The organism is Delftia sp. GW456-R20 (genome assembly GCF_001622915.1).
GTDB classification, from domain to species: domain Bacteria; phylum Pseudomonadota; class Gammaproteobacteria; order Burkholderiales; family Burkholderiaceae_C; genus Comamonas; species Comamonas acidovorans.
This window is the reverse complement of the sequence record NZ_LWCN01000004.1, coordinates 1,436,368-1,448,688: the sequence shown is the minus strand read 5'-3', so window position 1 is coordinate 1,448,688 and position 12,321 is coordinate 1,436,368. Positions and strand designations below refer to the sequence as shown.

The window sequence follows — 12,321 nt, the reverse complement described above, 5'->3', positions numbered from 1 at the left end:
GGAGTGATCGACATGCTCAACCGATTGCTTTCCGGCGACATGCCGCGCAGCCGCGTGCTGGCGGTGCTGCTGCTGTTGATCTTCCTGGGGCTGGCGGCGGCGCCCTTCGTGTTCCCTGGCGTGAAGGCGCTGAACGTGGCGGCCAAGGTGCTGATCTTCGTGGTGCTGGTGGCCAGCTTCGATCTGCTGCTGGGCTACACCGGCATCGTGAGCTTTGCGCACACCATGTTCTTCGGCATTGGCGCCTATGGCGTGGCGATTGCATCGTCGCGCATGGGCGCGGGCTGGGGCGCGCTGGCGCTGGGCTTGGCCGCGGCGCTGCTGGTGTCGCTGCTGCTGTCGCTGGCCATCGGCCTGTTCTCGCTGCGGGTGCGCGCCATCTTCTTTGCCATGATCACGCTGGCCGTGGCGGCGGCGTTCCAGACGCTGGCCTCCCAACTGTCGGAATGGACGGGCGGGGAGGACGGGCTGAGCTTCAAGCTGCCCGAGTGGCTGTCGCCCAGCTTCGAGCCCTTCGAGAACGAGGTGCTGGGCGTGCTGATCGACGGGCGCATCATCACCTACTACCTGCTGTTCGTGCTGGCCGTGGCGCTGGTGCTGGCGCTGCTGCGCATCGTCAATTCCCCGTTCGGCCGCGTGCTGCAGGCCATCCGCGAGAACGAGTTCCGTGCCGAGGCCATCGGCTACCGGGTGGTGGTGTACCGCACGCTGTCCAGCGTGCTGTCGGCCCTGTTCGCCTGTGTGGCCGGGGCCATGCTGGCGCTGTGGCTGCGTTATAACGGGCCAGATACCTCGCTGTCGTTCGAGATCATGATGGACTGCCTGCTGATCGTGGTGATCGGCGGCATGGGCACCATCTATGGCGCGGCGATCGGCTCGGTGCTGTTTCTCATCGCCCAGAGCTATCTGCAGGACCTGCTGCGCGTGGCCAGCGAAGCCGCGCACAGCCTGCCCTGGCTGGCCGCGCTGCTGTCTCCCGACCGCTGGCTGCTGTGGCTGGGCGTGCTGTTCGTGTTGTCGGTCTACTATTTCCCCACGGGCGTCGTGGGGCGTCTGCGTTCTTCCCGCGCCGGAGCCTGACCAGGGCCCCTGGCGCATTCGTGCATCAGAGAACTATCACTAGGAGATGGCATGTTCAAGGCTGAAGAGTTGGCATTTTTGAATGAGCGAACGGAGGAGTCCGCCCCCTGGCGCTGGGCTTTCACGGCTCTGGCCGTAGCCACGCTGGCGGCCTGCGGCGCCGAAGGACGTGATCCCAGCAACGATCTGCCCAAGGGCTTTACCGAGCTGGGCGCCACGGTGTATCCGGCCACGGCCACCGGCACGGGCGCCACGGCAGCCACGCAGGACTTGCTGACGGGCGGCCTGGGCAAGACCGGCCTGGGCGCCGCAGCCGCGCCCCTGTATGCGGACCCAGCCAATCCCACGGCGGCGGAGCTTCGGCGCAATGCGCTGTACTCCAACTACCGGGGCATCCTGGACCCCACGGCGGGCGGCGGCTACGGCACGCTGTACGGCCCCAACATCACGGCAGACGGGCAGGTGACCACGGGCGAAGGGCTGATCCCCGGGCGCGAGTACCTGGCCGTGTTGGACGACGGCACGGGCCGCAAGCAGACCATGGTGGCCGTGCAGGTGCCGGACAGTTTTGACCGCAACCGGCCGTGCATCGTGCTGGGCCCGTCCTCTGGCTCGCGCGGCTTGTATGGCGCCATCGGCACGGCGGGCGAGTGGGGCCTGAAGAAGGGCTGCGCCGTGGCGCTGACCGATGCGGGCAAGGGCGTGGGCCTGCACAACCTGAGCGACGACACCGTCAACAAGCTGGACGGCACGCGCGCCACGCGCACGGATGCGGGCAGCCTGTCCTTCTTTGCCGCACGGCTGACCGATGCGGCGCGCGCCGCCTACAACGCGGCGTTTCCCAACCGCATTGCCATCAAGCACGCGCATTCCCAGCAGAACCCTGAAAAGGACTGGGGCAACGACACCCTGGCCGCGGCCCGCTATGCGCTGTACGTGCTCAATGCCCGCTATGGCACCACGCAGGACCCCGTGCCCTTCGGCAAGGACAACACGCTGGTGCTGGCAGGCTCGGCCTCCAACGGCGGCGCGGCCGTGCTGCGCGCGGCCGAGCTGGATGCGGACGGCCTGATCGACGGCGTGGTGGCCTCCGAACCCGTGACCGAGATGCCCACGCGCCAGGGCTACACCATTGCCGTGGGCAATGCGACCATGCCCAACCCGGGCCGCCCGCTGGCCGAGTACACCACCTACGGCAACATCTACCAGCCCTGCGCGGCGCTGGCCCCCGATGCGGCGCTGACCGAGACATCCATCTTCAACTACATAGGCCTCACCGCCATGACGGCGCGGGCCGAGGCACGCTGCACCAGCCTGGCTGCCAAGGGCCTGGTCATCGGCGCCACTACGGCCGACCGCGCCGCCAATGCGCTGAGCAAGCTGCGCCTGTACGGCTGGACGCGCGACCATGACGCCATGCACAACGCCCACTACGCGCTGGGCAACGGCCCCATCCTGTCGGCCATGTACACCATGGCCTATGGCCGGTCTGGCGTGGATGCCAACCTGTGCCGCACCAGCTTTGCGGCCGCCAATGCCACGGGCGACGTGGTGCCCGCCACGGGGGCTGCGCTGGCCCAGAGCTTTGCCACGGCCAATGGCACGGCCAACGGCACGCCCGCCACGGTGGTCTACAACGACTCGGTGGGCGGGGCCAAGGCCTGGCAGTTTGCCGTGTCGCCCTCCACGCGCGTGGCCGACCTCGGCCTGGACAACGCGCTGTGCCAGCACGCGCTGGTGACGGGCTTCGATCCGGTGACCGGCTTCAACCTCTCCGAAAGCAGCGTGCCCACGCGTGCCCAGAGCGACGCCGTGCGCGCCGGCATCAACGAGGTGCTGCACACCGCCAAGCTGCGCGGCAAGCCCACCATCATCGTGGCGGGCCGCAGCGATGCGCTGGTGCCGGTCAACCACAATGCGCGCGCCTACACGGTGCTCAACCGGGGGCTGGACGGCAGCAACACGCGGCTGCGCTATATCGAGGTGGTGAATGCCCAGCACTTCGATGCCTTCCTGCCGTTCTCCGGCTTCGACACGCGCTTCGTGCCGCTGCATCCGTACTTCAACCAGGCCATGGATGCCGTGTGGGCCAACCTGCGCAGCAGCACCGCGCTGCCCGCCAGCCAGGTGGTGCGCACCACGCCGCGCGGCGGCCAGCCGGGCGCGGCGCCCGCCATCACGGCGGCCCAGGTGCCGCCCTTCGTGGCGCGGCCCAGCACGGCCAACACCATCGAGGTCAGCGACGGGCTGATCCGCATTCCTGAGTGAGCCAGGCCCTGGAGCGGCCGGCGGCCAAGGCGGCCGGCCGCTCCTGCACAGCAGAGATTTCTCCCATGGCTTCCAAAGCATCTCCCTCATCCGCGCCCGTACCCGCTTCCTGCTACACGCAATGCGCGGGCTACGAGATCCACTACATGGACTGGCAGCCCGCGCCCGATGTGTCGCCAGCGGGCACCGTCGTCGCCTGGCACGGGCTGGCACGCACGGGGCGCGACATGGATGCACTGGCGCAGTTCCTGGCAGGCCAGGGCTGGCGCGTGATCTGCCCCGACACGCCGGGCCGGGGCCTGAGCCAGTGGAGCCGCGCGCCGCGCGAGGAATACCGGCTGGGCTTCTACGCCCGCATTGCGCGCGGGCTGTTCGATGCGCTGGGGCTGGAGCGCGCGCACTGGGTGGGCACGTCCATGGGCGGGGCGATCGGCACGGTCTGCGCCTCGGGCCTGTTCGAGCCGTCGCTGCGCGCACGCATTGCGACGCTGGTGCTCAATGACAATGCGCCGCAGCTGGCCGAGTCGGCGCTGGCGCGCATCAGGTCCTATGCGGGCCAGCCCCCGGCCTTCGATACGGTGGGCGAGCTGGAGGCCTTCTTTCGCCAGGCCTACCGGCCCTATGGCTGGCTCAGCGAGGCAGAGTGGCGCAAGCTCACCGAAACCAGCGTGCGCCGCCTGCCCGATGGGCGCGTCACGCCGCACTACGACCCGGCCATGATCGAGCAGTTCACGGCCCATGAGGACGACTACGGCATCTGGCCGCACTACGACGCGCTGGAGATCCCCGTACTGCTGCTGCGCGGCGTGGACTCGGACCTGGTGCTGCCCGAGGTGGCCCGGGAAATGGCCACGCGCGGCCCCGGCGCGCGTGGCCTGCTGCATTGGCAGGAGGTGCCCGGCTGCGGCCATGCGCCGGCGCTGAACGTGCCCGCGCACTGGCAATGGGTGCTGGAGCATCTGCAGCGCGGCTGAGCATCAACCCGGGCCGGGCGCGGATGTTGCTGCCGCGCTAGCATTTGCGGCGGGTGCAGCCTCGCCTTCTTTTCGGGCGCGGGCACCGTCTGGGCAAGAGAGGCCTGACATGGGTTTTCTGGTGGAGCTGATCCGCGAGTACGGCTTCGGCATCGTCTTTCTCAATGTGTTCGTCGAACAGCTGGGTGCGCCGATTCCGGCCTACCCGGTGCTGGTCGTGACCGGCGCGCTGGAAGGCGCCGACTGGGTGCGCCTGCTGTGGCTGGTGGCCGTGGCCGTGAGCGCGGCGCTGATTGCCGACCTGTTCTGGTACCAGGCCGGCAAGGCCTACGGCCACCGGGTGCTGGGCCGCATCTGCCGCATCTCGCTGTCGCCCGATGCCTGCATCCGCCAGACCGAGACCGTCTACGGCCGCTGGGGCGCAAGGTCGCTGCTGGTGGCCAAGTTCGTGCCGGGCTTCGCCTCCATCGCCAGCGCGCTGGCCGGGGTGATGGGCACGCCGCTGCGCAGCTTCGTGCTGTATGACGGGCTGGGCGCGCTGATCTGGGTGGGCTCGGCCGTGTACCTGGGCTCGCTGTTCAGCTCCACGGTGGAAGACCTGCTGGGCGTGCTCACGGCGCTGGGCCAGTGGGGCCTGTTGCTGCTGGGCGTGGCGCTGGGGCTGTTCATCGTGCGCAAGTGGTGGCAGCGCCATCGCATGGTGCGTTCATTGCGCATGCCGCGCATGTCGGTGCGCGAACTGGCGGGCCTGCATGCCCAGGGCATGGAGCCCACGGTGATCGATGTGCGCGCCCTGCCGCAGTACCGCCAGGGCCATATCCCCGGCGCCCAGTCCTGGGAGCTGCGCCCGCGCGATGGCGGCGAGTCGCATGCGCACCTGCTGCCCCAGCACGACCATCCCCACGGGCTGGTGATCTACTGCGACTGCCCCAACGAGATATCCGCCGCCCGCCTGGCGCGCCAGCTGCAGCGCGCCGGCTTTGCCAACGTGCGCCCGCTGGTGGGCGGCCTCAAGGCCTGGCAGGCGGCTGGCTTCGACGTGGAAACCGCGCCGCTGCCCGTGACGGCCAGCGCGGACGAGGGGCCGGCGCCCAGCGTGCCCTGACCTTGACCTTGGCCTTGGCCTTGGCCTATTTGCCCGCCGGCATCGAGCAGTGCCCGCCTTGCGTGGCCTTGCCCGAGCCGGCCGCGATCAGCGGCGCCTCGAAGCGCAGGTCCACGGGCGGCGAGTGCAGGTGGTCCCAGGCCAGGAAGAGGACGAGCACGGCCCAGAAGACCGCGCGCAGGGTGTTTTGCTGTGTCATGGCGGGTCCTCTCAGAAATTGAAGTGGCGGCGGATGCGCAGGCCGAAGATGGTGCCGGCAAACGCCAGCGGCACCCAGATCCAGCCGTGGATGCTGCCCGTGGAGATGCCCGAGAGCATGGCGCCCACGTTGCAGCCGAAGGCCAGGCGCGAGCTGTAGCCCAGCACCAGGCCGGCCACCAGGGCCACCATCCATTGCGTGCCCGTAAGCGGCTTGGCATTTACGGGCTTGGCGGCAGCCACCCACAGGGCGCCGCCCAGGATGCCGATGTTGGTGATGCTGGTCACGTCCAGCAGCACGGTTTCATGCAGGCGCGCGGCGTTGCCGGGCTGGCTCCAGAACCAGTTGCCGGCCAGGTCCACGGCGCCTGTGGCGTTGGCGATCTTGGCGGCCCACAGGCCGAAGCCGTAGACCACGCCCCAGGGCTGGCCCGCAATGACGAGGTTGAGCGTGGCCAGCACGGCCAGCAGCACCGCGCCCACCACCCACTTGCGCACGAACAGCGGCTTGGCCGGGCGCTTGAGCGCCACATTGGCGCCACGCACATACCAGGCCACGCCCAGCGAGACCACGGCCAGCGCCGCCAGCGTGGCCAGCAGGGCAGGGGCCCAGCCCCAGGCCGTGACCAGGCCCACGGGCTGGGTGTTGCCCAGGTCCAGCCACCAGCCCAGGTGCAGGCTGCCCAGGAAGCTGCCGATGGCGAACACGGGCAGGATGGCCGCATTCATGGGAATGCCCATGCCGGCCTTGTACAGCGTGCCGCTGCCGCAGCCGTCCGCGATCTGCATGCACAGGCCGAAGACGAAGGCGCCCACCAGCAGGCTGATGCTGGGCGGGCCCAGGGCGGCCGTGAGTTCGGGATAGTGGCCCAGCAGCGGCATGGCCAGCGCGGCGGCCAGCGCCAGCAGCAGCAACTGGCCGAAGACGCCGCTGGCGTCCTTGTCCTCGATCAGCATGCGCCAGCCCGTGGTGAAGCCGAAGCGCTTGCCGGCCAGCACCGCGCCCAGGCCCAGGCCCACGGCGAACAGCGCGGCCTGGCGCACCGAGACGCTCCACAGCAGCCAGCCAAAGAAAACGGCCAGGATGGCCGCAAGAGGAAGTCGTTTCATATCATTTTTCTCCATGCAGTCGCCCTCCCCCGCGAAGCGGGTAGAGAGGCGCCGTGCCACGGGGGGGAGGCGCGCAAGCGCCTCAAGGGGTGTTTATTTGAACTTTTTTTCCCACCACTGCTTGGCGTCGTAGGCCAGGGATTCGGCGCGGCCGGGCTGGTTGGCCATGGGCGGCGCATCGGCCTGCTGCGTCCAGTCCACCATGGAGCCCGCATACAGCTTGACGCCCGGCAGGCCTGCGACTTCGGACAGGCCGAACCAGTCGGTGGCTGCCCAGTGGCCGGTGTTGCAGAAGGCCACCATGTCCTGGCCCTGCTCGCGCTTGACCTTGGCCGCGATCTGCTTGGCCGTGGCCGTATCGACAAAGGTGGAGGTGCCGGGCACGAACCACTGGTTGAAGTCCAGCTGCTGCGCGCCGGGCAGGGTGCCCGAGATCTTGGCGGCAGGCGCGCGCGTCTTGCCCTGGTAGAAGGCGTCGGGGCGCGAGTCCACCAGGGCGGCGTTGCTGAGCCTGACGTGCTGGCCCACGTCCTCGCGCGTGGCGATCAGGCTGGTGTCGAGCTGGGGCTGGTAGCTGCTGCGGGCCACTTTGACGGCCTCGTTGTCCTGCGGGAGCTTTTGCTCGTTCCAGGCCTTCATGCCGCCGTTGAGCACGGACAGCTCCTTGAGGCCCAGCAGCTTGAGCGTCCAGTACACGCGCGCTGCGGCGCCGAAGTCGGTGGCGTCCGCACCCGTGGAGACCACGATGGTGTGGGTGGCAGGCGTCAGCCCCAGGGACTGCACGAGTTCGGTGAGCTTGGGCAGCTCGGGCAGTTCACCGGGGTTGGTCGCGGGGCCGCGCCATTTGCCGTAGGGGGCGTTGAGCGCGCCGGGAATGTGGCGCTCGCCATAGGCCTTGGGATCGCGGATGTCGATGATGCGCACGGCGTCCTGGCCGGCGGCAGCCTGCACGCCGGCAGGGGTGAGCAGGGGTTCGGCGGCCTGGGCCGTGCCGAAGGCGGTGCAGGCAAGGCCCAGCGCCAGCAGCGGGGCCGCCAGGCGCAGAGCGGGGGAAAAGGTCTTGGTCATGATGGCTGGGGCCGGTCATGGAAGACCGGCGGAACAAGCAACTGGAGTGCAATTGTCCCGCTTGCAGCATCTATATACAAAGACGCTTATGCATTCTGCTCATGAGGCAGGGTTATATGGCGCAGTGCAGAAGATGCAGAACGGCCTCAGCGCTGTGCACCCACGGCCTTGGCGCGCTCCAGGCTGGCGTCGAGTTCGGCTTGCGGCGCCTTCTGCGTGGGCCAGCCCTGCATATGCTGCTGGGCGATACGGCTCAGCGCCGTGATCCAGGGCGCGCTGTCGTTGAGGCAGGCGATGTACTCGAACTGCTCGCCGCCCGCATGCATGAAGGCCTCGCGCGCTTCCTGGCTGATTTCCTCCAGCGTTTCCAGGCAGTCGCTGGTGAAGCCGGGGCAGACCACGTCCACGCGTTTGGTGCCGCTGCGTGCCAGCTCGATCAGCGAGGGCTCGGTATAGGGCTCCAGCCATTTGGCCTTGCCAAAGCGCGACTGGAAGGTCACCAGGTATTGCGAGGGCGACAGGCCCAGGCGCTCGGCCAGCAGGCGGGCGGTCTTGCGCGATTCGCAGTGGTAGGGGTCGCCCAGGTGCAGCGTGCGCTCGGGCACGCCGTGAAAGCTCATGACCAGCTTTTCGCCACGGCCGTTGCCGCGCCAGTGGGCCTCGATGCGCTGGGCCAGCGCGTCGATGTAGGAAGCGTCGGCGTGGTAGCGGTTGACGAAGCGCAGCTCGGGAATATGGCGCTGGGTGCGGGCCCAGTCGTAGACCGCATCGAACACGCTGGCCGTGGTCGTGCCCGAGTACTGCGGGTACAGCGGCAGGATGAGGATGCGCGTGGCGCCCTCGGCCTTGAGGGCATCGAGCACGCTGGGGATGGACGGGTTGCCGTAGCGCATGGCATGGCGCACCAGCACGTTGTGCCCGGCCTCGCCCAGCCAGCCGCGCAGCAGCAGGGCCTGGCGTGCGCTCCAGTGCTGCAGGGGGGAGCCGTCCTTCTCATGCCAGACGGTGGCGTACTTGGCCGCCGACTTGGCCGGCCGCGTGCGCAGGATGATGCCGTGCAGGATGGGCAGCCAGGCAATCCTGGGGATCTCGACCACGCGGTCGTCGCCCAGGAACTGCGCCAGGTAGCGGCGCACGGCCGGGGCCGTGGGCGCATCGGGCGTTCCAAGGTTGCACAGCAGCACGGCGGTGCGCTGGGGTTGGTCGTGGCGGAATGGAGGTTCTGGCGCGAAGCGGGAAGGCATGGGGCCGATTGTGGCAGGACGGAGCCGCCTGCCACGCGAGTCGGATGACCCGGCTGCAGCCGGCAACGGCTGCCTTCGCTATGCTCGAACCATGTCCCAAGCCACCATCGCCCCCCTCGCCGAATCCTCTCTTTACCCTGCATTGGCCGCCTTGCAGCAGCTGCGCCGCAGCGGCCGCATCCGCGCCATTTCCATCGACCTGGACGACACGCTGTGGCCCGTATGGCCAGCCATCTCGCGCGCCGAACAGGTGCTGCTGGACTGGCTGCACGCCCATGCGCCCACCACGGCCGCAGCGCTGCGCGACGTGGCCACCCTGCGCGCCATCCGCGTGCAGATCGAGCGTGACCGCCCGGACCTTGCCCACGACCTGAGCGGCCTGCGCCGCGAGTCCATCCGCCTGGCGCTGCAGCGCAATGGCGACGATGGCGGCCTGGCGGAAACGGCCTTCGACATCTTCTTTGCCGAGCGCCAGCGTGTGGACCTGTACGAGGACGCGCTGCCCGCCCTGCAGTTCCTGGCGGCGCGCTGGCCCGTGGTGGCGCTGAGCAACGGCAACGCCAGCGTGCACGTGGTGGGCATTGGCGAGCATTTCCATGCCGCGCTGAGCGCAACCAAGGCCGGCATGGCCAAGCCGGATGTGCGCTTTTTCCACGCGGCAGCGGCGGCGGCAGGCGTGGCGCCTGACGAGGTGCTGCACATAGGCGACGACGCGCGGCTCGATGCGCTGGGCGCCATGGATGCGGGTATGCACGCAGTCTGGCTCAACCGCACGGGCGTAGCATGGCCTCACGAGGGGTCCACGCCCCACGTCACGGTGGCCAGCCTTGCGCAGTTGTGCCAGGGGCTGGCTGACAGCTGACCCTGCCTGCCCGCGAAGCCGCGCCATGCCATGCCCACCAGCCACAGCACAGCTTTCTTCCACCCCCCCGTCCTCCCCGCCGTGCGCAGCATCGGCTGGAAACACCCCCTGAGCTGGCTGGCGCGTGGCGCGCGCGACATGGCCAGGGCGCCCTGGCTGAGCCTGGCACATGGCCTGGTCTTGACCTTGATCGGGTTTTTGATCTTGACGCTGGGGCACAATCGCTTTTGGCTGATGGCCGGGGCCCTGTCGGGGTTCCTGATCGTCGGCCCTGTCGTGGCAACCAGCCTCTACGCCATCAGCCGTGCGCTGGAGCGTGGCGAGCGCGCCGACCTGTCCCTGGTGCGCAGCACCTGGACGCGTTGGCAAAACTGCCATGTCGCCAAGGCCGACGGGCAGGGCGGCTACTGGTGCCTGGTGCAGTTCGGGCTGCTGCTGTCGCTGGCGGCCACGGGCTGGGTGCTGGTGTCGGCGTCGCTGATCACCGTGCTCTCACCCGTGCGCATCGCCACTCCGGCGGACTTCGTGCAGCACGTGGTGCTGGCCCGCGACGGGCAGTTGTTTGCGATATGGCTGGCGCTGGGCAGTTTTCTGGCAGCGCCTATTTTTGCGTCCAGCGTGGTGGCCATGCCGCTGATGCTGGACAGGCGGGTGACGGTGCGCCAGGCCGTGCTGACCAGTTGGTTGGCCGTGCTGGCCAACCCTGTGCCTCTGGCACTGTGGGCCGCCCTCATTGTGTTGTTGACCCTGCTGGGCCTGGGCAGCTGGCTGCTGGGACTGGTGGCCGTGATGCCCCTGCTGGGGCACGCGAGCTGGCACGCGTACCGCGATCTGGTCGATGCGTCGGCCTTCCCGGCGCGTTGAGCCGGGCGGGCCCGGACCGGCCGGGCCTGCAGGGGAGGATGTAGGACGGTGTTGTCGTGATATTCGGGTATACAGAAGAACAGATCGCCCATTTCTTCCTCACCTATGGCGTGGGGGCCTTCATCCTCTTCATGGTGTTCATCATCCTGCAGCTGGCGCGCCAGTCCAAGGCAGGAAAGTTCGGCACCTTCGTGATTTTCCTGGGCCTGGGCGTGGGCTTTGTCGGCTACATCGCCAAGATCGTCATCCAGTGGTGGATGGAAAAATGATCGTCACCCCCTGAGCCGCTGCGCGGCTTCCCCCTCTCTCGCTTCGCGGGAGGGGGACGACACCCTCGCGGCGGGGCGGCCCTTGCTCGGTGTCCCAGGCTTTGGGCTGCGTCGGGTTTTTGTGCCCTGCTCAGCGCGCCTATCTTCCTGGCCTGCCTGCTCCTTGCTGCGCCTCTATTCCGCCTTGGCCCCCGCAGCCTTGATCACCGGGTCCCAGCGCTTGATTTCGGCAGCCGTGTGCTGGCGCAGGGCGTCGGGGGTGAGGCGGTCTGCGGGCGGGATGATGACGCTCATGTCCGTGAAGCGCTTGACCAGGGCGGGCTCGGACAGGGCGGTGCGCAGGGATTTGTTGAGGCGCTCGATGACGGCCTGGGGCGTGCCTCGCGGGGCGTAGAGGCCGTGCCATACGGCAAGCTCGAAGCCGGGCTGGCCGGCCTGCGCGAAGGTGGGCACATCGGGCAGGGAGGGAAGGCGTTCGCGCGTGGCGACGGCGTAGCCCTTGAGCATGCCCGCCTGTATGTGCGGGCCGGTGGCCACGGGCTGGTCGCAGATGACATCGACATTGCCTGCCACCAGGTCCTGCAGGGCCGGGCCGGTGCCACGGTAGGGCACCAGGGTGGCCTCGGTGGAGGTGGTCTGCAGCAGCAGCATGGCGCACAGGTGGGAGGTGGCGCCTACGCCGGCATGCGAGAAGCGCACTTCGCCCGGCTTGGCCTTCATGTGGGCGATGAAGTCCGCCAGCGTGGCGGGCGCAAAGCCTTTGCTGCGCACCAGGATCATGGGTACGTCGCCGGCCAGCGCGATGGGTTCCAGGTCGCGCCTCACATCGAAAGCGAGCTTGCTGTAGAGCGCGGGTGCCGTGGCGATGCCCATGTTGTGCAGCAGCAGGGTGTGGCCGTCGGCCTGGGCACGTGTGACGCGGCTGGTGCCGATGGTGCCACCGGCGCCGCCCAGGTTCTCGACGATGACCTGCTGGCCCAGGTCGCGCGTCATGGCCTCGGCCAGTACACGGGCCAGCACGTCGGTGGAGCCTCCGGCCGCGTAGGGAACGACGATGGTGACGGGCTTGTTGGGGAAGGCCTGGGCGGCAAGGCTGGCCGCTGCCAGCGCGGCGGCGAGAAGGGTCTGGGCGAGGGGATTGCTGATGAGGGGGCGCATGGGTTTGTCTCCTGGAGGCGCGTGCAGGGGCCGCCGGCTCTGTGCGGCCGGTTGTCGGTGGCGTGTTTGGTGGCGTGAGGCAGGAAGGCAAGGGCCGCATGCGGCCCTTGACGACGGCGAG

The 12,321-nt window shown here is 69.0% G+C and carries 12 protein-coding genes; 7 read left to right on the top strand and 5 right to left on the bottom strand.

Translation table 11 applies throughout. From position 1 onward, the window contains the following. The first annotated feature begins 12 nt into the window (after positions 1-12). From A4F85_RS11910 to A4F85_RS11895, 4 genes are all read left to right on the top strand, one after another. On the top strand, positions 13-1,080 hold the full coding sequence (locus A4F85_RS11910) for a branched-chain amino acid ABC transporter permease (protein WP_063327966.1): 1,068 nt from the start codon (positions 13-15) through the stop codon (positions 1,078-1,080). 51 nt (positions 1,081-1,131) lie between these two features. Then, the gene (locus A4F85_RS11905; RefSeq protein WP_063326692.1) at positions 1,132-3,348 is read left to right on the top strand and encodes a 3-hydroxybutyrate oligomer hydrolase family protein; all 2,217 of its coding nucleotides are present in this window, start codon (positions 1,132-1,134) and stop codon (positions 3,346-3,348) included. Between the two features lie 65 nt (positions 3,349-3,413). Then, positions 3,414-4,322 carry an alpha/beta fold hydrolase gene (locus A4F85_RS11900; protein WP_013803324.1) on the top strand — a complete coding sequence of 303 codons (909 nt, stop codon included), beginning with the start codon at positions 3,414-3,416 and terminating at the stop codon, positions 4,320-4,322. Between the two features lie 109 nt (positions 4,323-4,431). Beyond that, positions 4,432-5,427 carry a rhodanese-like domain-containing protein gene (locus A4F85_RS11895; RefSeq protein ID WP_012204475.1) on the top strand — a complete coding sequence of 332 codons (996 nt, stop codon included), beginning with the start codon at positions 4,432-4,434 and terminating at the stop codon, positions 5,425-5,427. A 25-nt stretch (positions 5,428-5,452) separates the two neighbouring features. On the opposite strand, the gene A4F85_RS30890 is transcribed toward A4F85_RS11895, so the two are convergent. The 4 genes from A4F85_RS30890 to hemH form a co-directional block, all read right to left on the bottom strand. Continuing rightward, entirely contained in the window at positions 5,453-5,626 is a 174-nt protein-coding gene (locus A4F85_RS30890) for a hypothetical protein (RefSeq protein ID WP_012204476.1), read from the bottom strand. Positions 5,627-5,637: 11 nt separating this feature from the next. Then, on the bottom strand, positions 5,638-6,735 hold the full coding sequence (locus tag A4F85_RS11890; protein ID WP_063326691.1) for a YeeE/YedE thiosulfate transporter family protein: 1,098 nt from the start codon (positions 6,733-6,735) through the stop codon (positions 5,638-5,640). Positions 6,736-6,828: 93 nt separating this feature from the next. Beyond that, on the bottom strand, positions 6,829-7,803 hold the full coding sequence (locus tag A4F85_RS11885) for a sulfurtransferase (protein WP_063326690.1): 975 nt from the start codon (positions 7,801-7,803) through the stop codon (positions 6,829-6,831). Positions 7,804-7,949: 146 nt separating this feature from the next. Next, a complete protein-coding gene (gene hemH / locus A4F85_RS11880) occupies positions 7,950-9,047 on the bottom strand; it encodes a ferrochelatase (protein ID WP_063326689.1) in 1,098 nt (365 codons plus the stop codon). Between the two features lie 91 nt (positions 9,048-9,138). Here hemH and A4F85_RS11875 point away from each other — a divergent pair, with 91 nt between their 5' ends. The 3 genes from A4F85_RS11875 to A4F85_RS11865 are packed head-to-tail and all read left to right on the top strand — an operon-like array spanning position 9,139 to position 11,042. After that, entirely contained in the window at positions 9,139-9,909 is a 771-nt protein-coding gene (locus tag A4F85_RS11875) for an HAD family hydrolase (RefSeq protein ID WP_063326688.1), read from the top strand. A gap of 30 nt (positions 9,910-9,939) precedes the next feature. After that, positions 9,940-10,773, top strand: a complete 834-nt coding sequence (locus A4F85_RS11870; RefSeq protein WP_063326687.1) for a DUF2189 domain-containing protein — start codon at positions 9,940-9,942, stop codon at positions 10,771-10,773. Between the two features lie 56 nt (positions 10,774-10,829). After that, the gene (locus A4F85_RS11865; RefSeq protein ID WP_012204482.1) at positions 10,830-11,042 is read left to right on the top strand and encodes a DUF2788 domain-containing protein; all 213 of its coding nucleotides are present in this window, start codon (positions 10,830-10,832) and stop codon (positions 11,040-11,042) included. 174 nt (positions 11,043-11,216) lie between these two features. On the opposite strand, the gene A4F85_RS11860 is transcribed toward A4F85_RS11865, so the two are convergent. Then, positions 11,217-12,200: a tripartite tricarboxylate transporter substrate binding protein BugD gene (locus A4F85_RS11860; protein WP_063326686.1), complete on the bottom strand. Its 984-nt coding sequence runs from the start codon at positions 12,198-12,200 to the stop codon at positions 11,217-11,219. Between the last annotated feature and the right edge of the window lie 121 nt (positions 12,201-12,321).

What these genes read in the sequence shown, in the direction of transcription:
- A4F85_RS11910 (WP_063327966.1), top strand. Translation starts at nt 13, where the DNA reads ATGCTCAACCGATTGCTTTCCGGCGACATGCCGCGCAGCCGCGTGCTG.
- A4F85_RS11905 (WP_063326692.1), top strand. Translation starts at nt 1,132, where the DNA reads ATGTTCAAGGCTGAAGAGTTGGCATTTTTGAATGAGCGAACGGAGGAG.
- A4F85_RS11900 (WP_013803324.1), top strand. Translation starts at nt 3,414, where the DNA reads ATGGCTTCCAAAGCATCTCCCTCATCCGCGCCCGTACCCGCTTCCTGC.
- A4F85_RS11895 (WP_012204475.1), top strand. Translation starts at nt 4,432, where the DNA reads ATGGGTTTTCTGGTGGAGCTGATCCGCGAGTACGGCTTCGGCATCGTC.
- A4F85_RS30890 (WP_012204476.1), bottom strand. Translation starts at nt 5,626, where the DNA reads ATGACACAGCAAAACACCCTGCGCGCGGTCTTCTGGGCCGTGCTCGTC.
- A4F85_RS11890 (WP_063326691.1), bottom strand. Translation starts at nt 6,735, where the DNA reads ATGAAACGACTTCCTCTTGCGGCCATCCTGGCCGTTTTCTTTGGCTGG.
- A4F85_RS11885 (WP_063326690.1), bottom strand. Translation starts at nt 7,803, where the DNA reads ATGACCAAGACCTTTTCCCCCGCTCTGCGCCTGGCGGCCCCGCTGCTG.
- hemH (WP_063326689.1), bottom strand. Translation starts at nt 9,047, where the DNA reads ATGCCTTCCCGCTTCGCGCCAGAACCTCCATTCCGCCACGACCAACCC.
- A4F85_RS11875 (WP_063326688.1), top strand. Translation starts at nt 9,139, where the DNA reads ATGTCCCAAGCCACCATCGCCCCCCTCGCCGAATCCTCTCTTTACCCT.
- A4F85_RS11870 (WP_063326687.1), top strand. Translation starts at nt 9,940, where the DNA reads ATGCCCACCAGCCACAGCACAGCTTTCTTCCACCCCCCCGTCCTCCCC.
- A4F85_RS11860 (WP_063326686.1), bottom strand. Translation starts at nt 12,200, where the DNA reads ATGCGCCCCCTCATCAGCAATCCCCTCGCCCAGACCCTTCTCGCCGCC.